The 25,372-nt window shown below is 65.0% G+C and carries 23 protein-coding genes; 17 read left to right on the plus strand and 6 right to left on the minus strand.

Going from position 1 to position 25,372, the window contains the following annotated elements; genetic code table 11:
* The first annotated feature begins 8 nt into the window (after positions 1-8).
* Entirely contained in the window at positions 9-764 is a 756-nt protein-coding gene (locus HWX36_RS13280; RefSeq protein WP_175952552.1) for a hypothetical protein, read from the plus strand.
* Positions 765-858: 94 nt separating this feature from the next.
* Here the strand turns inward: HWX36_RS13280 and HWX36_RS13285 are convergent, their stop codons facing one another.
* The 3 genes from HWX36_RS13285 to selD form a co-directional block, all read right to left on the minus strand.
* Positions 859-1,938: a purine nucleoside permease gene (locus tag HWX36_RS13285; protein WP_175952553.1), complete on the minus strand. Its 1,080-nt coding sequence runs from the start codon at positions 1,936-1,938 to the stop codon at positions 859-861.
* Between the two features lie 235 nt (positions 1,939-2,173).
* A complete protein-coding gene (locus HWX36_RS13290) occupies positions 2,174-2,764 on the minus strand; it encodes a LysE family transporter (RefSeq protein WP_175952554.1) in 591 nt (196 codons plus the stop codon).
* Positions 2,765-2,836: 72 nt separating this feature from the next.
* A complete protein-coding gene (gene selD / locus HWX36_RS13295; RefSeq protein WP_175952555.1) occupies positions 2,837-3,901 on the minus strand; it encodes a selenide, water dikinase SelD in 1,065 nt (354 codons plus the stop codon).
* A gap of 114 nt (positions 3,902-4,015) precedes the next feature.
* On the opposite strand from selD, the gene HWX36_RS13300 reads away from it, so the two are divergent.
* Positions 4,016-4,852 (plus strand): DMT family transporter, encoded by an 837-nt coding sequence (locus tag HWX36_RS13300; RefSeq protein ID WP_175952556.1) that lies wholly within the window; start codon positions 4,016-4,018, stop codon positions 4,850-4,852.
* A gap of 34 nt (positions 4,853-4,886) precedes the next feature.
* Here the strand turns inward: HWX36_RS13300 and HWX36_RS13305 are convergent, their stop codons facing one another.
* Complete coding sequence (locus HWX36_RS13305) at positions 4,887-5,990, minus strand: porin (RefSeq protein WP_175952557.1); 1,104 nt, start codon at positions 5,988-5,990, stop codon at positions 4,887-4,889.
* 349 nt (positions 5,991-6,339) lie between these two features.
* Here HWX36_RS13305 and HWX36_RS13310 point away from each other — a divergent pair, with 349 nt between their 5' ends.
* The 3 genes from HWX36_RS13310 to HWX36_RS13320 are packed head-to-tail and all read left to right on the plus strand — an operon-like array spanning position 6,340 to position 9,544.
* Positions 6,340-7,239, plus strand: coding sequence for an N-formylglutamate amidohydrolase (locus HWX36_RS13310; RefSeq protein WP_175952558.1), 900 nt, complete (start codon positions 6,340-6,342; stop codon positions 7,237-7,239).
* Positions 7,236-8,009: an IclR family transcriptional regulator gene (locus tag HWX36_RS13315; RefSeq protein ID WP_175952559.1), complete on the plus strand. Its 774-nt coding sequence runs from the start codon at positions 7,236-7,238 to the stop codon at positions 8,007-8,009. The genes HWX36_RS13310 and HWX36_RS13315 overlap by 4 nt, the downstream gene beginning before the upstream one ends.
* Positions 8,010-8,038: 29 nt before the next feature.
* Positions 8,039-9,544: a YfcC family protein gene (locus HWX36_RS13320; RefSeq protein ID WP_175952560.1), complete on the plus strand. Its 1,506-nt coding sequence runs from the start codon at positions 8,039-8,041 to the stop codon at positions 9,542-9,544.
* 120 nt (positions 9,545-9,664) lie between these two features.
* Here HWX36_RS13320 and HWX36_RS13325 read toward each other — a convergent pair whose 3' ends face one another.
* Positions 9,665-11,176 (minus strand): PLP-dependent aminotransferase family protein, encoded by a 1,512-nt coding sequence (locus HWX36_RS13325; RefSeq protein ID WP_175952561.1) that lies wholly within the window; start codon positions 11,174-11,176, stop codon positions 9,665-9,667.
* Between the two features lie 120 nt (positions 11,177-11,296).
* Here HWX36_RS13325 and HWX36_RS13330 point away from each other — a divergent pair, with 120 nt between their 5' ends.
* The 12 genes from HWX36_RS13330 to HWX36_RS13385 all read left to right on the plus strand — a co-directional run bounded on the left by HWX36_RS13330 (position 11,297) and on the right by HWX36_RS13385 (position 23,313).
* Positions 11,297-12,586 (plus strand): 4-aminobutyrate--2-oxoglutarate transaminase, encoded by a 1,290-nt coding sequence (locus HWX36_RS13330; RefSeq protein ID WP_175952562.1) that lies wholly within the window; start codon positions 11,297-11,299, stop codon positions 12,584-12,586.
* An 89-nt stretch (positions 12,587-12,675) separates the two neighbouring features.
* Positions 12,676-14,145, plus strand: coding sequence for an NADP-dependent succinate-semialdehyde dehydrogenase (gabD, locus tag HWX36_RS13335; protein WP_175952563.1), 1,470 nt, complete (start codon positions 12,676-12,678; stop codon positions 14,143-14,145).
* Between the two features lie 440 nt (positions 14,146-14,585).
* On the plus strand, positions 14,586-15,713 hold the full coding sequence (locus HWX36_RS13340) for a phosphoribosyltransferase domain-containing protein (RefSeq protein ID WP_175952564.1): 1,128 nt from the start codon (positions 14,586-14,588) through the stop codon (positions 15,711-15,713).
* Positions 15,703-16,461: a trehalose phosphatase gene (locus tag HWX36_RS13345; RefSeq protein WP_175952565.1), complete on the plus strand. Its 759-nt coding sequence runs from the start codon at positions 15,703-15,705 to the stop codon at positions 16,459-16,461. The genes HWX36_RS13340 and HWX36_RS13345 overlap by 11 nt, the downstream gene beginning before the upstream one ends.
* A complete protein-coding gene (locus HWX36_RS13350) occupies positions 16,454-17,548 on the plus strand; it encodes a cysteine protease StiP domain-containing protein (protein ID WP_175952566.1) in 1,095 nt (364 codons plus the stop codon). Before HWX36_RS13345 ends, HWX36_RS13350 begins: the two co-directional genes overlap by 8 nt.
* On the plus strand, positions 17,545-18,495 hold the full coding sequence (locus tag HWX36_RS13355) for an HpcH/HpaI aldolase/citrate lyase family protein (protein WP_244136414.1): 951 nt from the start codon (positions 17,545-17,547) through the stop codon (positions 18,493-18,495). The genes HWX36_RS13350 and HWX36_RS13355 overlap by 4 nt, the downstream gene beginning before the upstream one ends.
* A gap of 257 nt (positions 18,496-18,752) precedes the next feature.
* A complete protein-coding gene (locus tag HWX36_RS13360) occupies positions 18,753-19,346 on the plus strand; it encodes a TerD family protein (protein ID WP_175952567.1) in 594 nt (197 codons plus the stop codon).
* Positions 19,343-20,557 carry a TerD family protein gene (locus HWX36_RS13365; protein WP_175952568.1) on the plus strand — a complete coding sequence of 405 codons (1,215 nt, stop codon included), beginning with the start codon at positions 19,343-19,345 and terminating at the stop codon, positions 20,555-20,557. The genes HWX36_RS13360 and HWX36_RS13365 overlap by 4 nt, the downstream gene beginning before the upstream one ends.
* 48 nt (positions 20,558-20,605) lie before the next feature.
* A complete protein-coding gene (locus HWX36_RS13370; protein WP_011353886.1) occupies positions 20,606-21,055 on the plus strand; it encodes a tellurite resistance TerB family protein in 450 nt (149 codons plus the stop codon).
* A gap of 11 nt (positions 21,056-21,066) precedes the next feature.
* On the plus strand, positions 21,067-22,098 hold the full coding sequence (locus HWX36_RS13375) for a TerC/Alx family metal homeostasis membrane protein (RefSeq protein WP_175952569.1): 1,032 nt from the start codon (positions 21,067-21,069) through the stop codon (positions 22,096-22,098).
* Positions 22,099-22,126: 28 nt separating this feature from the next.
* Entirely contained in the window at positions 22,127-22,702 is a 576-nt protein-coding gene (locus HWX36_RS13380) for a TerD family protein (RefSeq protein WP_175952570.1), read from the plus strand.
* 32 nt (positions 22,703-22,734) lie between these two features.
* Positions 22,735-23,313 (plus strand): TerD family protein, encoded by a 579-nt coding sequence (locus HWX36_RS13385; protein ID WP_175952571.1) that lies wholly within the window; start codon positions 22,735-22,737, stop codon positions 23,311-23,313.
* 118 nt (positions 23,314-23,431) lie between these two features.
* Here the strand turns inward: HWX36_RS13385 and HWX36_RS13390 are convergent, their stop codons facing one another.
* On the minus strand, positions 23,432-24,976 hold the full coding sequence (locus tag HWX36_RS13390) for a PAS domain-containing methyl-accepting chemotaxis protein (RefSeq protein ID WP_175952572.1): 1,545 nt from the start codon (positions 24,974-24,976) through the stop codon (positions 23,432-23,434).
* Positions 24,977-25,372: the final 396 nt, after the last annotated feature.

The raw sequence follows: 25,372 nt of genomic DNA on the forward strand, positions 1-25,372 counted from the left end.
AGCGACTCATGCGACATGCCATTGCCACACTGACTGCCGTCCTGTCACTCCCGATACAAGCCGATGCATGCAAGATCATGTTGACCGACAGCATGCAGTTACCGGTGAATTCGGTGGAAATCGGCAACAGCGACAGACTCTCCGTCGTCAGACACTACCTGACCGCCAAGGAGTGGACGCGCGAGGGCACCTCAGTATCGATTGAGGCGACAGCCTACGATTGGGAAAAACAACCGGTTCACCTCGCACGACAACGCGGCGCACAGATGAAATCATTCCTCGTGCAACTCGGCATGGTGCCCGACGACATCCATGTCGGCGAGCGAATCGTGTCGCGCCGGAACGGCAAGCTCGATCCCGACGACGCAAAGCAGCTTTGGGTCCAGTTCGTTCCCAAGTGCCCGCCCGCAGGGTGCCAGAGCCTCTGCAATTCGCCTGGCACACAGGGCGTCGCCAGTTATGCAGTGACACCCGAGACACCCGGCCCCCCGCCCGGCTCGAACCGCTTTACATGCGATGACGACAGGGAACCCGCGCAGGCACGTTTCGTGACGTCCGAGCGCTGGACCGCTCGAACACGGAACCAAACGTTGTTTTTACTGGATGGCGACAAGAAGCCGCTGGCACGCATCTGCTATCGGATCAGCACCAGTGCAACGCAATACATCGGAATGACGGATGAGCGCGGTCAAACTGCAACCATGCAGCTATTGGGGCCTGAATATACGCGAATCGAACTCAAGCTCGCCCGGCCCACACGGTGATTTCCTGCGTCCGGTCGCTCCGGGCGACACAGCGTCACCCGGAGTTCTGCCACGCACGGACGATCGAGTTGTTTCCACGCGTCGCTCGGTCAACTTACCGGCGCGGCACCCCGTCGCGCCATTCGCCCCAGTGCGTCACGATGTCCTGAACGAGCGGATTGCCCGCGCGATACAGGTTTTCGGTCGCCGGGGCGAAGCCGCCCTGGTCCGCGTAGTTGAGCAGGTTGTCGGCACTCGTCTGCCCCGCATACGGCCGGTCGAAATCCGACCCGGTACGCAGCACCGCGACGCGCGACAGGTCGACCCGCTTCACGCTCGCCGCGCGCTTGAGCGCTTCATACGTCGCGTTGTCTTCCTGCGCGGTCATGCAGTAGGTCCCCTTGCCGTCGGTCAGGATCTTCGTCCACTGGCGCGCACGTTCGCCGATCAGTGTGCCCGAGAACCACGTGTTGCCCGATGACGTGTCGCACTGAATCACCGTCGGCGGCCGGTTCGCCGGCGCGTAGTTGAACTTCGCGCGTGCGGCCTGCGCCTGAGCGCTGTCGGCGAGCACGACGTTGCGCGACAGCGCGACCGCGGCGTCGGTCAGCTGCGGATTCAACTGGAACACTTCGGTGCGATAGTCGAGCGGCGGCTTGTCGTTCGGGCTCTTCGTGTTGATGCCCAGGAAGCCGGTATTCCAGCCGGCCGGAATCTCGCGTGCATCGAGTTCCCACTGCAGGCTGAAATCGACGAGGTACTTCGACCACGCGGCCGAACCGACCGTGCCTTGCGCGGGGTCGACGCCCGCGATGCCTGAGATCAGGAAGTACGTGCGGCGCAGATCGAAGCGCTGCGAGAACGTGAGCGCCATGATCGTCGCCGACGCGTTCGCATAGCCCATGCCGGTCGTGACCACGCACACGTCCTGCTTGTTGCAATGCACGTTCGGGTAGTCGGGCGACAGACCGGGCACGGCAATGTCGCGCCACGGGCCGAGCCGGTCGAGCCAGGCCTGGCCCTCCGGACCGAACATCGTGATGATCATGACCTTGACCGGGCGGCCCTGTGCACCGGTCTCGGACAATGCGTTGTTGCCTGCGTTGTTGCCCTGGTTGTCCTGCGCGACCGACGGCGCGGTTGCGCAGGCTGCGAGCGAGAATGCCGCGGCGGAAAGAATGGAGCGAGTCAGCATCGGCGTTCCTTGTTTCGAGGATGTTGGGTGAGAACGGCTCTCGTAGACTGCGCGACGGAGTATAGAACGCGCGTGCCCGATGCGGAACCCGACTACGAAACGGCGCCGGTGCGTCGGTGCGGGCGTGCTGTGCTCGGACATGCTCTCCGCACCGCGACATACCGTCAGGAATACTATCCGGTTGATCGACACCGGCACGCCAATCGCACCTGCATGCGCATCGCCCGGCGGACCGCTACAACCGCGCCAGCCCCGCCACCCCGTAGCCCAGCACGACCAGCGCCGCGACCACATGGCTCGCCGCGAGGAGCCCCGGCGACTTCACGATCCGGCCGATCACGCTGCCGCCGAATGCGAACACGAGTTGCCCCGCGAGACTGCCCGCAAACACGCACGCGGCACCGAGCAGCCAGTGCCGATGCGCACCGGCGGCAGCCGTTGCATAGCCATAGAACAACAGGATCGTGAGCGGGTTCGCCAGCGTGACGAAGAACATCGATGCGAACGGGCGGCTGCCCGGCGGTCGCGCGTCACCATCGAGCGTGCGGCGACGATCCCGCAGCGCCTGCCACAGCATCCGCGCCCCCATCGCGAGCAGCACGAGCGCACCGGCCAGACGACACAGCGACAGATGCGCGGCGAGCGTGCTCGCGAGCATCGCGCCGAGCGTGAACGCGACGACCGCATAGCAGCCGTCGGCCGTCGCGACACCCACCGCCGCGCGCACGCCGCTCGCGGTGCCGGCGCGCATCCCGTAGTTCGCGATCATCAGCGCAACGGGCCCGACCGACAGCGCGATCATCAGCCCGAACAGGAAGTCGTTCATCGGTCGTCGATGTTTTCTATGAAAGGCATCGATTCCAGCGACCGAAAAATGATCCCGTGCGGCGCTTCGGCGTTACGCGACATCGACGCGCGCAGGCCCGTCCACCATCTCGCCGATCACGCCCGCGCGCTCGAAGCCGTCGGCACGGAAGCACGCGAGCACGTCGTCGACGGCCTCGGGCGCGCACGCGACCAGCAAGCCGCCCGACGTCTGCGGATCGGTCAGCAGCGCCTGCGCGACGGGCGGCAGCGTGGCGGCCAGCTGTACGTCCGCGCCGTACGCGGCCCAGTTGCGACCCGACGCGCCGGTAAACACGCCGTCCGCGACGAACGCCTCGACGCCCGCGAGCCACGGCAGCGACGCATAGTGCACGCGCGCGGTGAGATGCGCGCCGCGCGCCAGTTCGAGCGTATGGCCGAGCAGCCCGAAGCCCGTGACGTCGGTCAGCGCATGCACGCCCGGCAGCGCGGCGAGCTCGGCACCCGGCCGGTTCAGCTTGGTGGTCGTCGCGACCATCTGCGCATAACCCGCGGCATCGAGCTGGTTCTTTTTCAGCGCGGCCGACAGCACGCCGACGCCGAGCGGCTTGCCGAGTACCAGCACGTCGCCCGCGCGCGCCGCCGCATTGCGCTTCACGCGCGACGGATGCACGACGCCGATCGCCGCGAGCCCGTAGATCGGCTCGACCGAATCGATCGAATGGCCGCCGGCGACCGGAATGCCGGCGTCCGCGCACACCGATTCGCCGCCGCGCAGCACGGCCGCGATCGTCTCGTGCGGCAGCACGTTGATCGGCATGCCGACCAATGCGAGCGCGAGGATCGGCTTGCCGCCCATCGCATAGACGTCGGACAGCGCGTTGGTCGCGGCGATGCGGCCGAAGTCGAACGGATCGTCGACGATCGGCATGAAGAAGTCGGTGGTCGCGACGATCGCCTGCTCGTCGTTGAGGCGGTAGACGGCCGCGTCGTCGGACGTCTCGGTGCCGACCAGCAGATCCGGGAACAGCGCGGGCGGCGTCGTGCGCTTCAGCAGCTCGGACAGCACGCCCGGTGCAATCTTGCAGCCGCAGCCGCCGCCATGCGACAGGCTCGTGAGGCGCGGAACGGCAGGCTGGGCTTGAGTGGCTTCGGTCATTATCGGCATCCGGTGAATAACAGCACTCCATTATCGACAATTCCATGCGAGCGCGCCCGATACCCACATAATGACGGCGCGCGTCCGCTCCCGCCCCTGTCCGCACCTTCGTTCATGGACCACCTCTTCATCGGCCTCGTGCTGTGCTCCGCGTTGCTGCACGCCATCTGGAACGCCTTCCTCCACGTCAGCGAAGACCGGCTCGTCCAGCTCGGCACGATGTCCCTGCCGTATTTCGTGTTCGGCGTCGCCGGCGCGGCCCTGCTGCCCGCACCGGCGCCCGCCGCATGGCCGTATATCGCCGGGTCGGCCGCGCTCGAGGTCGCGTACTGCTTCACGCTGGCGCGCGCCTACCGCAGCGGCGAGTTCGGGCAGATCTACCCGATTGCGCGCGGAATCTCGCCGCTGCTCGTGTCGATGCTCGCGCTCGTATTCCTCCACGAACAGCCAACGCCGTTCGGCTTCGCAGGTATCGCGCTCGTGTCGTTCGGCATCATGTCGCTCGCGCTGCGGCGCGGCTTGCGGTTCTCCGGCGAAGGCGTGCCGTTTGCGCTGCTCACGGGCGTGTTCATCGCCGCGTATTCGATCTGCGACGGCATCGGCTCGCGCGTATCCGGCAGCGCGCTCGGCTACATCGCGTGGGTGTACGTGCTGTGGAGCGTGCCGCAGTTCGTGCTGGTCTGCGCCGTGCGAGGCGGCCCGCGCGCGGTGCTCGGCTCGCGCACGGCGCTCTGGCAAGGCGCGGTCGCCGGCACGATCTCGCTCGCGGCGTACGGGATCGTGATCGTCGCGTACCGGTACTTGCCGGTCGGGACGGTGTCGGCGCTGCGCGAAACGAGTTCGATCTTTGCCGTCGCGATCGGCTGGCTCGTGATGCGCGAGCGTCCCGGCGCGCAGCGGCTCGCCGCGTGCGCGCTGGTGGTCGCCGGCGCGGCGCTGATCCGGTTGTAAGCGGAAAGCGCCCCGCCCGCGGCCTGCCGCCGCGTCAGAACTTGTGGCGGATCCCCGTCACCGCGACGATCTGCGTGCGCGTGCTCGACTGATTCGAGATCCCTTCGATCGCGGCCACCGTGTTCGACGACGCACGCTGGTAGAACGCGTTCACGTAGATATCGGTGCGCTTCGACAGGAAATATTGCACACCGGCGCTCGTCTGCAGGTAGTGCGAGCTCGGCTTCGGCCCCTGAGACGCAAGCACCTGCGTATAGGTTTCGCCGAGCGCGAACTGCAGCGCGGGCGTCATCAGGTAGCGCACGCTGCCCTCGTAGTTGTTGAAGCGCATCGCGCCGCCCGTCTGCAGGTTGAACAGCGAGCTCGTGTACAGCAGCCCGAACGTCGCGGCTCCCCATGCGTACGCGCCACCCGCGCCCCAGATCTGCTGGCGCGTCACGCCCTTGACGAACGTGTAGTAGTTGTCGGATGCCGCCGCGCCGGTGGTGTCGAGCGCCGGATGATCGACGCGCACGTAGGCCGCGCCGAGCTGCAGCGGCCCGTTCTCGTAGCTCGTGCCGATACTCCACACGCGGTTTTGCGCGAACGACGTCGAATTCGAGAAGCCGTACAGGCCGACCGCGCGCAGCCCGTACCAGGTGGGCGTCTGGTACTGCACCGAGTTGTTGGTGCGGAACGTGTTGTTCAGGTCGTCGGTGTCGAACGGATGCAGCGCGTACTGCGTGAGCGCAGTGGTCGCGCCGATCTGCAGCGGCTCCAGCACTTCCTGCGCCGCGTTGTACTGGCGGCCCATCGTCAGCGTGCCCCAGCGGTCGTTCTCCAGCCCGACGTATGCCCGGCGACCGAACAGCCGGCCGCCCTGGCTCGCGGCGCCGCTCTCGATGTTGAAGCCGTTCTCGAGCCGGAACACCGCGCGCGTGCCGCCGCCGAGGTCCTCCTTGCCGAGCAGCCCGAAGCGCGTGCCCTGCTCGTTGCCGCCGGTCGCCTGCCACGCGGCATGGCCGTTCTGGTTGTTCGTGTACGTGATCCCCGAATCGACCACGCCGTACAGCGTCACGCTCGACTGTGCGTGCGCGTGCATCGCCCCGGCCGCCGTTGCGATACCCGCCAGCGCAACCACCATCCCTTTTCGCTTCATCTCCGACCCCTTTTATCGGTTGAATATGGAGAGCGATTTATTTCGCTCGAAACGTGTTTTATTGAATAAAACATCGTCTTATTTATTGTTGGATTTTGCGATTTGAAGCGTCAAGTGACGTCAAAAATCGTACGCGGGGGTCGAATTCACCTGAATCGCAAGGCGTTTCAAAGAATGAAACAAGCCCAATAATCACGGGCGTGACAGGCCGATCAAGGCGCGCAATCCCGGTATCGCAAAAAGCCCTTGACCGCGATTTTCAGTCGTTGTGAAATATTGATACGCTGTTTTAATGATTAAAACATTCGAACGAGACGCCTCGATAAACTAGGTAAAGAACCTGATCCCCATGCTGACGTTTAATTGCAACAACGCGACTACCGGCGCATCGCCTGCCTATTTCGTCGCGACGCCGACGGTGCCGGCGCTGCCGATCGTCGTCGACTCGCCGCACAGCGGCATCGCGTATCCGCCGGACTTCGCCACCGTCGCACCCGACGACGCGATCCGCACGACGTGGGACGCGTACATCGACGAACTGTGGGCCGGCGCCCCTGCGCGCGGCGGCACGCTGCTCGGCGCGACGTTTCCGCGCGCGTACATCGATCCGAACCGTGCGGAAACCGATATCGACGCGACGCTGCTCGCCGAGCCGTGGCCCGAGCCGCTGTCGCCGCAGCCGTACACGCAGCGCGGGATGGGGCTGATCCGGCGCGACGCGCTGCCCGGCGTGCCGCTGTACGACCGCAAGCTGTCGCTCGCGGAGGTACGCCATCGGATCGACGCGTACTACCTGCCGTACCGCCGCGCGCTCGCCGGCATCGCCGAGCCGCTGCATGCGGCGCACGGCGCGCTGTGGCACATCGACTGCCATTCGATGAAGTCGCGCGGCAACGCGATGAACGTCGACGCGGGTGCGTTGCGACCGGACGTCGTCGTCAGCGACCGGCGCGGCACGACCGCCGATCCGGCGTTCACCGAGTGGACCGCGCAGTGGTTCGCCGGCGCCGGCTATCGCGTGCAGGTCAACGACCCGTATCAGGGCGGCGACCTGCTGACCGCACTCGCCGATCCCGCACGGCAGCGCCACGGCATCCAGATCGAATTCAACCGCGCGCTGTACATGGACGAGGCCGCATTCGCGAAACATGCAGGCTTCGCCACGCTGAAGCGCTCGGTCGACGCGTACCTCGACGCACTCGCCGATTACGTCCGCGCGCGCATCGCACCGCAGGGAGGCCCCGCATGACGACCTACATCGTCGACGCCGTCGACAGCGCGCTGAAGCTGCTGACCTACGTGGCCGAGCATCCGAACCTCGGCGTGACCGAGCTGGCGTCGCAACTCGGCATCAACAAGTCGCGCACGTACCGGATGCTGTGCACGCTTGAACTGCATCGCTTCGTCGTGCAGGACCCGCGCACGTCCACCTATGCGCTCGGCCCGCAGGCGTTCGTGATCGGCGTGGCCGCGTCGCAGCAGAACGCGCTCGTGCGCGCCGCGCACCGGCACATGCTCGCGCTCAACCAGGCGATCAACGAGACCATCGTGCTGCGCGTGCGCGAAGGGCTCGAATCGGTGTGCGTCGCGCGCTGCGAAACGACGCACGCGGTGCGCACCGTCGGCGCGGTCGGCAATCGCCGGCCGATCCATTTCGGCGCATCGGGCAAGGTGCTGCTCGCATTCGCGCCCGACGCGGTGCGCGACGAATATCTCGCGCAACTGCGCCGGAACGGGCAGGCCGACGACCCGGCGACGCTCGCCGGCGAACTCGACGCGGTCGCGCGCAAGGGCTACGCGGTGAGCAGCGGCGAAGTGACGCCCGGCGCGGTCGGGATCGCCGTGCCGGTGCGCGACCTGACAGGCGCGACGGTCGCCTCCGTCAGCGTGACGGGGCCCGAGGTGCGCGTGAGCCACGCCGACATTCCCGACTATCTCGAACGCCTGCAGGCGTGCAGCCTCGCCATTTCCGCCGAACTCGGCTACGTCCCGGCGCGCGCCGCGCTGCAACCGGCCTGACGGCCCGCTTCTTCTTCGACGAGGATCCGATGTCCGCCCCTTCTCCGAACCCGGCCGGCGCGCACGGCGCCGACACCCCCGCACTCGCGGCTGACGATCCGGCGGCCGGCGCTCCGGCCGCGCCCGCCGGTCACACGCCGCATCCGCACGGCAAGATGCTGCATCCCGTCGTGATGATGCTGTGGGTGCTCGCCGCGGCGATTGCGCTCACGTGGGTCGTCGACTCGGGCCAGTTCGCGCGCGACGGCCGGCTCGTCGTGCCGGGCACCTATCACGTGGTGCCGAAGGCCACCGCCCCCGCGACGCTCGTCGCCCCGGCCGTCAGTCACAGCACCTCCGCTCAAGCGCTGCCGGCAAGCCTCGTCTCGGCGTTCGTCGCGGTGCCGCAAGGGCTGCTGAAGAACGCGCCGCTGATCGTGATGGTGATGTTCGTCGGCGGGATGTTCGGGGTGATGCGCCGCACCGGCGTGGTCGACGCGGGCATCGACCGGCTGCTGCAGCTCACCGGCAACAACGCGTACCTGCTGACACCGATGCTGATGATCCTGATCGGGCTCGGCAGTACGCTGCTCGGCTTCATCTCCGAGTACCTCGTGATCATTCCGATGGTGGTCGTGATCGCGCGGCGCCTGGGTCTCCCGGACCTGTTCGCGGTCGCACTCGTCGCGCTCGCCGCGAAGATCGGCTATATCGCGTCGGTCACGAACCCGCTCGCGCTGGCCGTCGCGCAGCCGCTCGTCGGCGTGCCGCTGTTCAGCGGCGTCGCGCTGCGCGCCGCCGTATTCGTCGTATTCCTGACGATCGGCATCCTGTACCTGCTGCGCTACGTGCGCAACACCGGCTACCGGGCCGGGCAGACCGCCGCGGGCCATGCCGCGCACGCGGCCGCGAAGCTGTCGCTGCGCCACAAGGCGACGCTGGTCGTGTTCGCCGCCGCCGTCGCGATGCTGATCTACGGCACGCGCGAGCTGAAGTGGGGCAACGTCGAGCTGGCGGCGTTCTACACGGCCGTGAGCATCGCGACGGCCATCATCGGCGGGCTCGATTCGCGCAGCGCGGCCGACGCGTTCGTCGACGGAATGAAGAACATGATGCTCGCCGCGCTGCTGATGGGGCTCGCCGCTTCCGTCGAACTGCTGCTGCAGAACAGCCTCGTGCTCGACACGCTGATCAACTTCTTCACGCGGCTCGCGGACGGGCAGTCGCCGGTGTGGGTCGCGAACGGGCTGATGGGCGTGCAGATGGTGCTCGACGTGTTCATTCCGTCGGTGTCGGGCAAGGCCGCGGTCAGCATGCCGATCATCGGGCCGATCGCGCAGCTCTCGGGCGTGAGCGGCCAGACGTCGGTGCTCGCGTTCGTGCTCGGCGGCGGACTGACGAACCTCGTCACGCCGACGTCGGGGATGCTGCTCGCGTATCTGGCCACGGCGCGCGTCGATTTCGGCGCGTGGATCCGCTTCGTGCTGCCGCTGTTCCTGACGCTGCTCGCGCTGTCGTGCGTCGTGCTGACGTTCGCGGTGTGGATCGGGTATTGAGATTCGCGGCAGGTAGTGCAGGACGCGCATGCTCTCCCAGCCGTCGAGCGAGCATGACGCCGCCCGGCCTCGATGGCGGCGGCGAACATCGCAACGCGATGCCGCAACCGCAGGCGCCGTTCAGGCCACCTCGACCGCCTTGCCAAACGCCCGCTCGTCGATCGCCTCGGCGAGCGTCGCGAACGCAGTCGCGATCTCGTCCTCCGGCACGCACGCATAGCCGAGCAGCAACCCCGGTGCCGCGCGATCCCGATCCGCGTAATACCCCGACAACGGCCGCACGACGATATTGCGTTCGAGCGCGGCTTGCGCGACCGCGCGATCGTCGACGCCTTCCGGCAACTGCGTGACCAGATGCAGCCCCGCATCGCTGCCGAGCGCGTGCAGCGTGTCGCCGTAGCGTTGCGCGACCGCGTCGAGCAGCACCTCGCGGCGCTGCCCGTACAGCGTGCGCATCTTGCGGATATGCGACACGAAGTGCCCTTCCGCGATGAATTCGGCCAGCACCGCCTGCTGCAGCAGCTGCCCTTCGCGATACAGTTCGGCGCTCGCGGTCGCGAAACTTTCCGCGAGCGGCTCGGGCGCGACCAGGTAACCGACCCGCAGCCCCGGGAACAGCGTCTTGCCGAAACTGCCCACATAGATCACCTGCCCGGCGGTATCGAGCCCCTGCAGCGACGCGAGCGGCCGGCTGCCGTAGCGGAATTCGCTGTCGTAGTCGTCCTCGATGATCCAGCAGCCGTGCTGGCGCGCGTATTCGAGCAGCATCCGCCGCCGCGCGAGACTCATCACCATCCCGAGCGGATACTGGTGCGACGGCGTGACGAGCATCAGCTTCGGCGGTTCGGCGAGATCGGCGGCGCTCGGCGCGATCCCTTCGTCGTCGACCGGAATCGGCCGCGTCGTCAGCCCCGACACGTTCAGTACGCTGCGCACGCCCCAGTAGCACGGATCCTCGGTCCAGATCGCGTCGCCCGGATCGGTCAGCAGCCGCACCGCCAGGTCGATCGACTGGTGGATGCCGGTCGTGATCACGATCTGCTCGGGCGTGCAGCGCACCGAGCGCGACGTGCGCAGGTAGTCGGCCAGCGCCTCGCGCAGCAGTGCGAGGCCGCCGCCCGGCGCGTAGGTCAGCAGGTCGGGGCGCAGCCGCCGCCAGTATTTGTTGTGCAGCCGCGTCCACACACGCGCCGGAAATCGCGACACATCGGGCACGCCCGGCATGAACGCGCCGCCCTGCCGTTTCGACACGCCGGCCCCTTCGACGAGCCGCGTGCCGCGCGCGGACAGCCGCCGCACGGACGGCTGCACGAACGCCGGGCGCGCGGCGGCCGCGTCGGGCGGCGCGCCGACGATCTCGTCCGGCGCGCTGTCGGCGACGAACGTGCCGCGGCCGGTCGCCGAGTTCACATAGCCTTCGAGCGCAAGCTGTTCGTAAACCTGCGTGACCGTGTTGCGCGCGATCCCGAGCTCGGCGGCCAGCAGCCGCGACGACGGCACGCGCGTGCCGGCCGGCAGTTCGCGCGACAGGATCGCCTGTTGCAGCAGCCGGTGAAGCTGTCGGTAGATCGGCTGCTCGCCGCCGCGCACGAGGCGCTGCGCGAGCCAGTCCGACAACACGCTCGCACGCATGATTGGCTCCTGAATATTTATTGAAATGGCTCTGATTGCCAGAGCCAAATGTGATTATAGTCGCCTCCATGGGCTGTCGAAGCGCCCGATTTTCTACTCACCGGAAAGAACATCAAGGAGATGACCGTGAAGAATGCCGACCTGCAGGCCCGCAAGAACGCCGCCACCCCGCGCGGCGTCGGCGTGATGTGCGATTTCTACGCAGCCCGCGCCGAGAACGCGGAGCTGTGGGACGTCGAAGGCCGCCGCTTCATCGATTTCGCCGCCGGCATCGCGGTGCTGAACACCGGCCACCGCCACCCGAAGATCGTCAAGGCGATCGCGGATCAGCTGAACCACTTCACGCACACCGCTTACCAGATCGTCCCGTACGCGTCGTACGTCGAACTCGCCGAAAAGATCAACGACCGCGCGCCGGGCGATTTCCCGAAGAAGACCGCGTTCTTCACGACCGGCGCCGAAGCCGTCGAGAACGCGATCAAGATCGCGCGCGCCGCCACCGGCCGCCCGGGCGTCATCGCCTTCTCGGGCGGCTTCCACGGCCGCACGATGATGGGCATGGCGCTGACCGGCAAGGTCGCCCCGTACAAGCTGAACTTCGGCCCGTTCCCGGGCGACGTGTTCCACGCGCCGTACCCGAACGCCGTGCACGGCGTGACGACCGCCGATTCGATCAAGGCGATCGAGATGCTGTTCAAGGCCGACATCGATCCGAAGCGCGTCGCCGCGATCATCTTCGAACCGGTCCAGGGCGAAGGCGGCTTCAACCCGGCGCCGGCCGAATTCGTGCGCGCGCTGCGCAAGATCTGTAACGAACACGGCATCCTGCTGATCGCCGACGAAGTGCAGACGGGCTTCGCGCGTACCGGCAAGCTGTTCGCGATGCAGCACTACGACGTGCTGGCCGACCTGATCACGATGGCGAAGAGCCTCGCGGGCGGCATGCCGCTGTCGGGCGTCGTCGGCCGTGCGGACGTGATGGACGCGGCAGCGCCCGGCGGCCTCGGCGGCACGTACGCGGGCAACCCGCTGGCCGTCGCGTCGGCACACGCGGTGCTCGAGATCATCGACGAAGAGAAGCTGTGCGAGCGCGCGACGCAACTCGGCGACGTGCTGAAGGCGAAGCTGAACGCGCTGCAGGCCGACGTGCCGCAGATCGCCGACGTGCGCGGCCCGGGCGCGATGATCGCGGTCGAGTTCCTGAAGCCGGGCTCGGGCGAGCCGGATGCGGAATTCACGAAGCGCGTGCAGGCGCGCGCGCTCGAGCGCGGCCTGCTGCTGCTCGTGTGCGGCGTGTACTCGAACGTCGTGCGCTTCCTGTTCCCGCTGACGATCCCGCAAGCCGTGTTCGACGAAGCGCTCGTGATCCTCGAGGAAGTGCTGAAGGAAACGGTCGGCGTGCCGGCCTGAGTTTCCGTCGACTTCAATTGAATGCGCCGCCGCCGTCTTTACGACGGCGGCGGCCGTTTCATCCGTCCTTTTCGAAGCAGGTGATTCACATGAGCACGGTTCAGGAAACCCTGGCACTTAAAGACCCGTCGCTGTTCCGCCAGCAGGCGTACGTCAACGGCGAATGGCAACGCGCGACGAACGGCGAGACGTTCGAAGTCCGCAACCCGGCGACGGGCGGCCTGCTCGGCACCGTGCCGGCGATGGGCGCGGCCGAGACGCGTCACGCGATCGAAGCCGCGAACGCCGCATGGCCGGCGTGGCGCAAGAAGACCGCGAAGGAACGCGCTGCGATCCTGCGCAAGTGGCACGACCTGATGATGGAAAACGCCGACGACCTCGCGCTGATCCTCACCACCGAGCAGGGCAAGTCGCTGGCCGAGGCGAAAGGCGAGATCGGCTATGCCGCATCGTTCCTCGAGTGGTTCGCGGAAGAAGGCAAGCGCGTGTACGGCGACACGATCCCGACGCCGGCGAGCGACAAGCGCATCGTCGTGACGAAGGAGGCGATCGGCGTGTGCGCGGCGATCACGCCGTGGAACTTCCCGGCGGCGATGATCACGCGCAAGGTCGGCCCGGCGCTCGCCGCAGGCTGCCCGATCGTCGCGAAGCCGGCCGAGGCGACGCCGTTCTCCGCGCTCGCGATGGCTGTGCTGGCCGAGCGCGCGGGCGTGCCGGCCGGCGTGTTCAGCGTCGTCACGGGCGACCCGAAGGCGATCGGCGGCGAACTGACGTCGAACCCGATCGTGCGCAAGCTGTCGTTCACCGGCTCGACGCCGGTTGGCCGCCTGCTGATGTCGCAATGCGCGGCGACGGTCAAGAAGGTGTCGCTGGAGCTCGGCGGCAATGCCCCGTTCATCGTGTTCGACGATGCCGACCTCGACGCGGCCGTGCAGGGTGCGATCGCATCGAAGTACCGCAACAGCGGCCAGACCTGCGTGTGCACGAACCGCTTCTACGTGCATGAAGCCGTGTACGACCAGTTCGCGCAGAAGCTCGCGGCGGCCGTCGGCCAGCTGAAGGTGGGCCGCGGTACGGAGCCGGGCGTCACGCAAGGTCCGCTGATCAACGAAGCGGCCGTGCTGAAGGTCGAGGCGCACATCGAGGACGCGCTCGCGAAGGGTGCGACCGTCGTGACGGGCGGCAAGCGCCACGCGCTCGGCCACGGCTTCTTCGAGCCGACCGTGCTGACGGGTGTCACGCCGGCGATGAAGGTCGCGAAGGAGGAGACGTTCGGGCCGCTCGCGCCGCTGTTCAAGTTCGGCAGCGACGATGAAGTGATCCGCCTCGCGAACGACACCGAGTTCGGCCTCGCCGCATACTTCTACAGCCGCGACGTCGGCCGCGTGTGGAAGGTTGCGGAAGCGCTCGAATACGGGATGGTCGGCGTGAACACCGGCCTGATCTCGAACGAAGTCGCGCCGTTCGGCGGCGTGAAGCAATCGGGCCTCGGCCGCGAAGGCTCGCACTACGGCATCGACGACTACGTCGTGATCAAGTACCTCTGCCTCGCCGTCTGACGTAACGGTTCAGGGCCTGCCGCTTCGGCGACGGGCCCTGACCGCCCGGCCGGAACCGGGCGGTCCGACGCGGGCCGGCGTCCCTCTCCGTCGTGCCCGCGTCATCTCCCCCTCCTCACCTCCCCCTCCTCACCGCTTTCACGGGACTGCGATCACAGCATCGGCTTCGGTCGAACGGCTGACCGTCGTCACCAGGCCACACCAGGCCCGCAAAGCCCATCCTCTCGAACAAAACCGAAAAACAAAAGCCCTCGCGATATCGGTACATGCGGGCACCCAACAATCTTTCAAATTTGATACGATTCAATTTCATTTTGAAAGGTTTCGGGATGCCGGACCGAGGGTGCCGGCGCCCGGCGCGAACCCAGTTCGAACAACTGGGCACCAGGCGTAGGCGGTCGTCGTGGATCTTCGAGCCACGCTAAACGAGGATGCTGTACATGGAAAGCCACGTAGGACCAACGTGCCTGCGCGCCCAACTCAAGCGGGGGCTGCTCGAGATCAAAGTCGACGCTGCCGCCCTGCCCCCTGCGAACCTGTTCGGTTTCGCAGAGCGCCGGAATCCCAAGCGAGCATTCCTCTTCGTTTCCAAGGTCCTTGGCCGTCACATCCCGGCGCGTCCGTCGATCATGGCGGCCAGCTTCGAGCGTCTGGCTGCCGGAATTCCGGCGGGCCTGCCCGGACCGGTGCTGGTGATCGGCATGGCCGAAACCGCAGTGGGTCTCGGTGCCGGCGTGCACCGCGCCTATCGTGCCGGCCGCCCTGACAGCGTGTACCTCACCAGTACTCGTCATCCGCTCGGTACCGACGTCTTCGCTCGATTCGAGGAAGAACACAGCCATGCGAGCGCTCATCTGATCCACTTGCCGGTCGATCCCGAGGTTCGTGACCTGATGCTGAAGGCTCGATCGCTGGTCCTGGTGGATGACGAAGCCTCCACCGGCAAGACCTTCCTGAACCTGCACCGCGCGCTGGTCGAAGCAGGTCTGAGCAACGTCCAGCGAGTGGTCACTTGCGTCCTGACGGACTGGACTGCCGGTACCGTTCGTCAATCCATCGGGGAACCGGTCACCGCAGTATCGCTGCTGACCGGCTCCTACCAGTTCCACGAGGATCGGTCCGCGCCCCTCCCCGAGATGCCGAACGTCGGCGCCGTTTCCATGGGCGAATGGCCTCTCTCTCCCTGCAATGATTGGGGACGTCTGGGCGTTCGGGATGTGAGCGACACGCTCGCGCCGGAAATTCAGGTCCAGCCCGGCGAGAAAGTCATTGTCGTCGGTACCGGCGAGTTCGTCTGGCGTCCTTTTCTGCTGGCGGAACGCCTGGAGCGATCTGGCGCGGATGTCCACTTCAGTTCGACCACCCGGTCCCCCATCGCCTTGGGCCACGCCATCGAGCACGCGCTGTCGTTCCCCGACAACTACGGCCTCTGTATTCCGAACTTCCTCTACAACGTGAAGCCCGGCCAGTTCGACCGGGTCCTGATCTGCACGGAAACCCCCTCTCAGGCACTCCCTGCAGAACTCGTCGAGGCACTGAAAGCCGAGGTGATTGTCGATGAGCGGTAATCGCCCCCTGGCATTCGTCGACCTCGACGACACCCTGTTCCAGACCGCCCGCAAGATGGCGGAAGGCGTCCCGCGAACGACGGCCACGCTGGATGTGCACGGTCAGCCAAACGGCTTCATGGACCCGGTCCAGCACGCGTTCATCACGTGGCTGCTGGCCACCGCCGACGTCGTTCCGGTCACCGCGCGCAGCGTGGAGGCATACGGCCGCGTCATGCTGCCCTTCGCGGAAGGCGCAATCTGCTCGAATGGGGGCGTCATGCTCCGTCCCGACGGATCACCCGATCGAAGCTGGCACGGGCAAATGGTCGAGGTCCTCCGGAGCGTTCAGGACCGACTGCCGGCACTGTGCGAGGCCACTCTGGGGATCGGCAGGGAACTCGGCCACGCTCTCCGCGGCTGGGTGGTGGAAGAAGACGGCTTGCGCCACTACGTGGTGGTCAAGCACAACGAGTCCGACGACTCGGTGCTCGCCGAGGTGCTGGCCGAAGTTCGGTCCCGGCGCATGTTGGACGGCATGCACGTTCACGCGAACGGCAACAACCTCGCCTTCCTGCCAACAGGGCTGGCCAAGCGCCTGGCCGTTCAGGCGTGGTTGCACCGCGATCGTGAGATCCACGGTGAGCGACCGGTTCTGGGCTTCGGCGACAGCATCACCGATCTGGGGTACATGGACCTCTGCCACATGTGGGCGACACCGGCGCGCAGCCAGCTTGCGAATTGGGTGACGGGGACGATCAATGGGTAATCGCCTCGCGAGCCTGAACACCATCGGCAGCGGCAGCTATGCCCCCGAAGACGTGCACTTCGTTCTGCGACACGTGCGGATGAACGTCACCGACGTCGAGGAGAAGGAGCGTCTGATTCAGACGAATCAAAAACACTACTCGGAAATGATCGGCCTCGAGCAGGCTCCCACCGACGTGCACAAGAGTCTTTACGCCCGCGCGCTGGTGCAGAACGGCGCCCGCATGGCTTCGGATGTGCAGTCCCTGGCGATGGCACTGAGCACCGCTTACACCAGGCCGGACATCGCTCTGGTCTCATTTGTTCGCGCCGGCCTGCCGCTTGGCGTGCTGCTGCGCCGGGCACTCGTGGAGATGGGGCGCGATGCCCGCCACTACGGGATCAGCATCATTCGCGATCGCGGGATCGACACGGTTGCTCTGGAAGCCATCGTCCGGTTGCATGGCGCCGAAAACATCGTCTTCGTAGATGGCTGGACCGGCAAAGGTGCTATTTCCGGCGAACTCGCACGGACCCTGGCGGACGACTCGCGCTTCCCTGAAGGTCCGCGCCTCGTGGTGCTGGCAGATCCGTGCGGCCGCGCATGGCTGGCTGCCTCCGCGAAGGACTGGACAATTCCGTCCGGCATTCTCGGCGCAACCGTTTCCGGGCTGGTGTCCCGCACCATCTGGCCGGCTCAAGGCGGCCTGCATGGTTGCGTGGTCTACGAACACCTGCGCGAACACGATGTAACGCGCGAGTTCATCGACAGGATCGACTCCGAACGTCGGGCGCTGGCAGACACTCGTCCTGCCGTTCCGTGGACCAACGACCAGCGATTGACACTCCAGGCGTCCGCGGAAGACGTGGTGTCCGCGTTGGCAACCCGCTTCGACATCGGCAACCTGAATCGCGTGAAACCGGGTATCGCCGAGGCAACCCGAGCGGTCTTGCGCCGTGTGCCGGACCGCGTACTGGTACGTGAGCGCAATGACAGCGACGTTCAGTTGCTGTTGCACCTCACCGAACGCGCGGGTGTGACAGTAGAGGAAGCGGGCGCCGATCTGGGTCCTTACCGCGCGGCAACAATCATTCGGAATGCGAATTGATTAAAACCATTTCTCCGTTCGCCCTCGGGGCGACTCTGTACATGCCGGCCACCCGCAGCGACATTCTGGATGTGGTTTCCGGCACCAGGATCCCGGAGCTGCGCTCGCTGGTGGTCTGCCTGGAAGACGCAGTGGCGGCAATCGACGTCGAAAGCGCGCTGGAGAACCTGCAGGCGCTCCTCATGAATATCGATGCCCGGGGAGGGCGCGTCGAATCCGGCCCCTTGTTGTTCGTTCGGCCTCGTGATGCCTCGATGGCGGCGGTGCTGAACGACTGGCCGCTGATGAAGCACGTCGATGGGTTCGTCGTACCCAAGTTGACCCTGCAATCCCTTTCGTCGTGGGAGAACGCGGTCAGTCATCCTGACCTGTACCTCATGCCTACACTGGAGACGGCCGACGTCTATGACCCGGGCGCAATGGTAGAGCTTGGCTCGGCCCTGAAGGCCAACCTGAACCGACGCATCATCGCGCTGCGAATCGGCGGCAACGACCTGATGGGGTGTCTTGGTCTGCGGCGCAATCCGGCCACCACGATCTACAGCACGCCCATCAGCTACGTCATCCCCATGCTTGCCGGAATCATGGGTGCTCAGGGCTTTGCCCTGACCGCACCCGTATTCGAGCAACTCGCCACGCCCCATCTCCTGAACGAGGAGTTGGAACTGGACATCGCTCATGGCCTGGTAGGGAAGACGGCCATTCACCCGAGCCAGATCCGCATTATTCAGGAGGCGCTGCGCGTGAGCCTCGAGGACTTCAACTGCGCCAGGCTGATCGTCAACGACGCGGCCCCTGCCGTTTTCAAGCACAACGACGCGATGTGTGAGCCGGCAACCCACTACAAGTGGGCGGTCAACATCCTCGAACGCGCCAAGTGGCACGGAGTGAGGCCCACCGCCCCGAGTAGTAGCGAGCACGGCGTCCGACTGGCGGAGGCCGGCTGATGAGCGTGGAAATGCATGAGGCTGCCCCCAAAGGAGCACGGCCTACTGCTCGCCGACTCGATGTCGGCCGAGCGGCAGCGGCGACTTGCGTCCGGACCAAGAGTCGGCAGCTGCCGCGCAAGACGAATCATGGCGACTCTTTTCCCGTGTGGCGGCAATCCCGCTCGCGGTTTAGCAAGGCTGGGGAATGTGACTCCGTCCGATCCCTCACACGAACACTGAACACTGAACACTGAAGATCAACAAGGAGCGTAAAGATGGCACTCACCCTGAGCAAGAATCAGAGCATCTCGCTGGAAAAAACCGCCGGTCGTGGCTTGACCTCGATTAGTCTGGGCCTGGGTTGGGACCCGGTGAAATCCGGTGGCTTCTTCTCCAAGATGCTGGGTGGCGGCAGCAACGATATCGACCTCGATGCTTCCTGCATCCTGCTGGACAGCGACATGAAATCCGTCGATCTGGTCTGGTTCCGACAACTGGAATCCAAGGACGGCGCCATCGAGCACTCCGGCGACAACCTGACGGGCGAAGGTGATGGCGACGATGAAACCATCCACGTCGACCTGCAGCGCCTGCCGGGCACCATCCAGTACCTGGTGTTCACCGTGAACAGCTTCCGTGGTCAGACTTTCGACCAAGTCGAAAACGCCTACTGCCGCATCCTCGACGACTCGAAAAACCAGGAGCTGGCGCGCTTCAACCTGGCGGAGAAAGGTCGCCACACCGGTGTCGTAATGGCTAGCCTCAGCCGTGGCAGCGGCGGCTGGGAATTCAAGGCAATCGGCCAGTCCACCCACGGCCGCACCGCGGACGATCTCGTCAATCTGGCGATTCAGGCGGTGCGAGCATGACGACACTGGTACCTGGCGGAAATGCGCCGGTTGCCACCGGTCAATTGCGTGTGGACATCAGCTACGCTCCGATTCCTGGCGCGGAGATCGATATCTCTGCATTCGCGCTCACCTCGGCCGCGAAAGTCCGAGGCGATGGCGACATGTGCTTCTACGGCCAAACCAGTGTCCTGGGTGGCGCGGTACGGTTGACCAACACGGCGGCCGGCCGGGCAGAGTTCACCGTGGATCTCGGTCGGATAGACCCTGCCGTCGAGAAAGTCGCGCTCACCGCGACCATCCATGAGAACAAGGCGACCTTCGACCGCGTTTCGATGCTGGCAGTGGCCGTTACGGGAGGAATTGAGGCGCGGATCCCGACTGCCGGGATGAACGAGACTGCGCTGATCCTCGGGGAGTTTTACCGCCGTCAGGACGCGTGGAAGTTCCGCTGTGTCGCACAAGGCTTTGCCGGCGGCCTGGAGCCGCTGGCAAAGCACTTCGGCATCGACATTGCCACGCCTTCTGGTAGCCCGGCGCAGAGCCCTCCCGTGCCAACCCCGGCACCCGTACCGGCGCCGGCGCCGACGCTCGCACCGGTACCGCCTGGCGCGCCGACGCCCACGATCCGACTCGGCAAAATCACGCTCGACAAATCGCGCCCCAGCATCAGTCTGGAGAAGACCGCTGCCGGCTTCGGTGAAATCAAGGTGAACCTGAACTGGAACCAGGGAACGAGTGGCCTGCTCGGCGGCTTCTTGGGAAAGCGCGGCGCCATCGACCTGGACCTGGGTTGCCTGTTTGAAATGCAGGACGGACTCAAAGGGGCCGTGCAGGCGCTCGGCAAGCGCTTCGGCAATCTGCGGGAGGAACCCTACATCCAGCTTATGGGGGATGACCGTACGGGCTCGGTTGCCGATGGCGAGTGGCTTCGCATCAACGGGCAACAGTGGAACAAGATCGAACGCATCCTGATTTTCGCGTTCATCTACGACGGCGCTCCGAACTGGAAGGCAACTGACGGCGTTGTAACCATTTTCGTGCCTGGCCAGTCCGAAATCGAAGTTCGCATGAACGAGGAGGGAGGCCGCCACGGCATGTGCGCGATCGCCCTTCTTGAAAACGTGAACGGGGCCGTCAAGGTCTCTCGTCGAGTCGACTTCCACCCCGGACACGAGGAAATGGATCGTGCATACGGCTGGGGGATGCGCTGGAAAGCAGGCTCCAAGTAACCATTGAACCGGCGGGGCCGTCCGGCCCCGCTCACTGAGAGGAAACCCATGCTCGATTGGCTGAAAACCAACGCGGCCAAAGCCCGCGAAACCTTGACCATCGAAGTCGCCAAATTCAAGAACCGAACGTTCATGGAGGCAACCGCCAACGCTTGCGCGCTGATCTCCGCCGCAGATGGCGAGATCAAATCCGAAGAGAAGCTGAAGATGGTCGGTTTCATCAACAACTCTCCTGAATTGAAAGTCTTCAACCTGAACGACGTGATCAAGGTGTTCAGCGACGCCTGCGGCAAGTTCGAATTCGATTTCCAGATCGGCCAGGCCGAGGCGCTCAAGGCCATCGGCAAGATCAAGGGCAAGGACGGCGAAGCACGCTTGCTGGTGCGCGTGGCCTGTGCCATTGGTGCATCCGACGGCCATTTCGACGACAAGGAAAAAGCAGCTTGCCGCCTGATTTGCCTGGAGCTCGGCTTGAACCCGGTTGACTTCGAACTGTAGGAAACCGAAACGTGGAAACGACACACATTGGCTTCCCGCCGTTGACCATGGCGGTATTCATCGGTCTGGCGCTGGCCGCCCTGCTGCTGGACATGGTTACCCACCGCGACGACAAGCCGATCACCCTCGCCCGAGCGTCCATCTGGTCGGTATTCTGGGTGGCCATCTCCCTTGCATTCGCCGGCTTCCTGTATGTGCAGCATGGCGCAGAAGTGGCCAGCCTGTTCCTTACCGGTTATGCACTCGAGAAGGTCCTCTCTGTCGACAACCTGTTCGTGTTCATGGCGATCTTCGCCTGGTTCAAGGTCCCGGACGGCTTGCGTCACCGCATCCTGCACTGGGGGATCATCGGGGCCATCGTGTTCCGTGGGGTCTTTGTCGTCATCGGTACCGGCCTGCTTGCATTCGGACCCTGGGTCGAGATCGTCTTCGCGCTGATCGTCGCGTGGACCGCCGTCATGATGCTCAAGGGTGGTGACGACGATGACGAGGCGAAGGATTACTCGCAGCATCTTGCTTGCCGCTTCGCGAAAAAGCTCTTCCCGGTATGGCCCAGGCTGCACGGCCACAACTTTTTCGTGAGCCGCAAGAAGCTCGAGGCGGAAGTACGGACGGCCGGGAACGACAAGAGCTTGGCGGCGAAAGGCAACCTCTTCGCCACCCCGCTATTCCTCTGCCTGGTGGTGATCGAAGTGTCCGACGTCCTGTTCGCATTCGACTCGGTCCCGGCAGTCATTGCGGTCAGCCGCGAACCCTTGATCGTCTACTCGGCGATGTTGTTCGCAATCCTTGGCCTTCGCACCCTGTATTTCGTCCTGGAAGCGCTGAAGCGCTACGTGGTGCATCTGGAAAAGGCAGTAGTCGTATTGCTGTTCTTCATCGCAGCGAAGCTGGGCTTGAACGCGACCGACCATCTGTTCCACCACGGCATCAGCATCTCCCCGAACACCAGCCTGCTCATCGTACTGATAGTCCTGGCTATCGGAATCCTGGCCAGCGTGATCTTCCCGAAAAAGGAAGACGCGCATGCCGAAAATCAGTAACCCGTCACAACCCAAAGGAGCTGTTTTCATGGCACTGACTCTTCAAAAAGGCGGCAACCTCTCGCTATCCAAAACCGATCCGAGCCTGACCAGGATCCTGGTTGGCCTGGGCTGGGACCCGCGTGCGACCGACGGCACCGAGTTCGATCTGGACGCCAGCGCGTTCTTGCTGGGGGCCAACGGCAAAGTCCGCGGTGAAGCCGACTTCATCTTCTACAACCAATTGCGCAGCCAGGACGGTTCTGTCGAACATACCGGCGACAACCGTACCGGCGCTGGCGACGGCGATGACGAAGTCCTCAAGGTCGACCTGAGTCGCGTTCCGGCCGATATCGACAAGATCGCCTTCACGGTCACCATCCACGACGCCGAAGCGCGCAAGCAGAACTTCGGCCAGGTCAGCAATTCGTTCATCCGCGTCGTGAACGAGACCTCCGGTGCCGAGGTGGTCCGCTACGACCTGGCGGAAGACGCCTCCACCGAAACCGCAATGATCTTCGCGGAGTTGTACCGCAGCAGCGGCGAGTGGAAATTCCGCGCCGTTGGCCAAGGCTACGCCGGCGGCCTGCGTGCCCTGGCCAATGGCTACGGCATGAACTTCTGAACGGTCTCCTCACCTGAACAAGGAATCACACCATGGCTGTAAGTCTGTCCAAAGGCGGTAACGTCTCCCTGTCGAAAGAGGCTCCGGGCCTGAGCGAAATCGTCGTCGGCCTGGGCTGGGACCCGCGAGTCACCGACGGCACCGAGTTCGACCTCGACGCCTCGATCTTCGTCACCGGTGAAAGCGGCAAAGTCCTGAGCGACGCCAGCTTCATCTTCTACAACAACAAGAAGTCCGCCGACGGTTCCGTCGAGCACCTGGGCGACAACCGTTCCGGCCAGGGCGATGGCGACGACGAGCAGGTCAACGTGAAGCTCACTGGCCTGGCGGCAGACGTGAAGAAGCTGGTCTTCGCCGTCACGATTCACGATGCCGAGGCCCGCAAGCAGTCATTCGGTCAAGTCAGCAACGCCTATATCCGCGTCGTCAACAAGGCCGACAGCAAGGAAATCGCCCGCTACGACTTATCCGAAGACGCTTCCAACGAAACCGCCATGATCTTCGGCGAGCTGTATCGCCACAACGACGAATTCAAGTTCAAGGCGATCGGACAAGGTTTCGCCGGCGGCCTGAAGCCTCTGGCGGAAGCCCACGGTGTGAGCATCGGTTAATCCGACCGGCCGGAAAATCTCCAGCCTGGCCGGTCGCGCCGTTCGGTTTGCGACTGAACGGCGCACTCCACGCATGAGGGCGGTCGAAATGCGTGAAGGCCAACGGGGCAAGCCGCGCTCACCGAAACACGTTCACCGCCTCCACCAGCCGCGTCGCCTGCTGCTTCAGGCTCTCCGACGCCGCCGTGCTCTGCTCGACCAGCGCCGCGTTCTGCTGCGTGATGTTGTCCAGATGCACCACCGCCTGGTCGACCTGCGCAACCCCCGTGCTCTGTTCAGCCGTCGACGAACTGATCTCCGCGATCAGGTCCGACACGCGCTTCACCTGCGTGACGATGTCCTCCATCGTCTTGCCCGCGCCGTCGACGATCCGCGCGCCCGATTCGACGCGCTCGACGCTCGCACCGATCAGCGTCTTGATCTCCTTTGCCGCATTCGCGCTGCGCTGCGCGAGCGCCCGCACCTCACCGGCAACCACCGCGAAGCCGCGCCCCTGATCGCCGGCCCGCGCGGCTTCGACCGCCGCGTTCAGCGCAAGGATGTTGGTCTGGAACGCGATGCCGTCGATCACGCCGATGATGTCCGAGATCTTCCGCGAACTGGCGGTGATCTCGTTCATCGTCGCGACCACCTCGCTCACCGCCTCCCCGCCGCGCCCCGCCGCTTCGCTCGCGGACACCGACAACTGGTTCGCCTGCAGCGCCGTCTCCGCATTGCTCGACACGGTCGCCGTCATCTCGGCCATCGACGCCGCCGTCTGCTGCACGCTCGTCGATGCCTGCTCGGTGCGCGCACTCAGGTCGTTGTTGCCCTGCGCGATCTCGTTGCTCGCGCGTTGCACGTTCAGCACCTGTTCACTGACGTCGTCGACGAGCCAGCGGAACATCAGCCCGAGCTGGTTGATCGTGCGCAGCGTCATGCCGATCTCGTCGACCCGATTCATCCGCACGCCGCTACGGCTCTCGCCGGTCGCCACGCGCAACGCCTCGTCGCGCAACTGCATGAGCGGGCGCGCAATCTGCGCATCGAGCCACAGCCCCGCAGCAGCCGCAGCGCCGGCCGTCACCGCCGCGAACGCCCCGAGCCCGCCGCCGGCCAGCCCGCACGCCCACCCGCCGGCCACCACGACCGGCGCGAGCACGCACAGCGACAGATGAAGCCGCGCGCGCACCGACATCGTCTGGAACAGCGACGTGAAACCGGCCACGCCCTTGCGGACGATCAGCCCCTTGTGAAAATGCCGGTTGCCGGCGCGCCCTTCGCGGAATTCCTTGTAGAGCGCCTCCGCAGCCGCGATCTCGTCGCGCGTCGCCTTCGTGCGCACCGACATGTAGCCCTTCGGCTCGCCGTTGCGCATCACCGGAATCGCATTCGCGCGCACCCAGTAGTGATCGCCGTTCTTGCGGCGGTTCTTCACGAGCGCGGTCCACGGCTCGCCGCCCTTGAGCGTCGCCCACATGTCGGCGAACGCCTCCTTCGGCATGTCCGGGTGGCGCACCAAGTTGTGCGGCTGACCTTCGATCTCTTCGGGGGAAAATCCGCTGACCTGGATGAATGCCGCGTTCGCGTAGGTAATGTAGCTGTTCGCGTCGGTGGTCGACATCAGCGTCGCGTCATCGGGAAAATCGAATTCGCGTTGCGTGACGGGCTGGTTGTTGCGCATGGTGTGGAGCTCCGGGTAACGGATCTTGCGTCCGCTTGTCGATTGATTCGCGACCCCGCGCATTTCGGTCTATCCGCATGCGCGTTGGTCTGACACCTGCGCTTTCGGCACATTCCACGAAAACATGATGGTGTATTCGGGAAAATATGCATTAAAAATGCATAATCTTTCTTTTACCAAACAATTCGTTTATGGATGAAACTAAACACCAGGCCAGGAAACGGTTCGACGGCCATTCGTCTGATCATTCAGCGCAATTTACCCAATATCAGGTCGATGCATAAACGCAAAATATTCAATACGAATATTTTGCGTTTAGTGCATTTTTTATTGAATGGTAAAACCTGAACGCATATTGCGCGCGTCAATCACGATGCATGGATCGGGCGCGCACAT

It is taken from the genome of Burkholderia sp. BCC0405 (genome assembly GCF_902833075.1).
Lineage (GTDB): Bacteria > Pseudomonadota > Gammaproteobacteria > Burkholderiales > Burkholderiaceae > Burkholderia.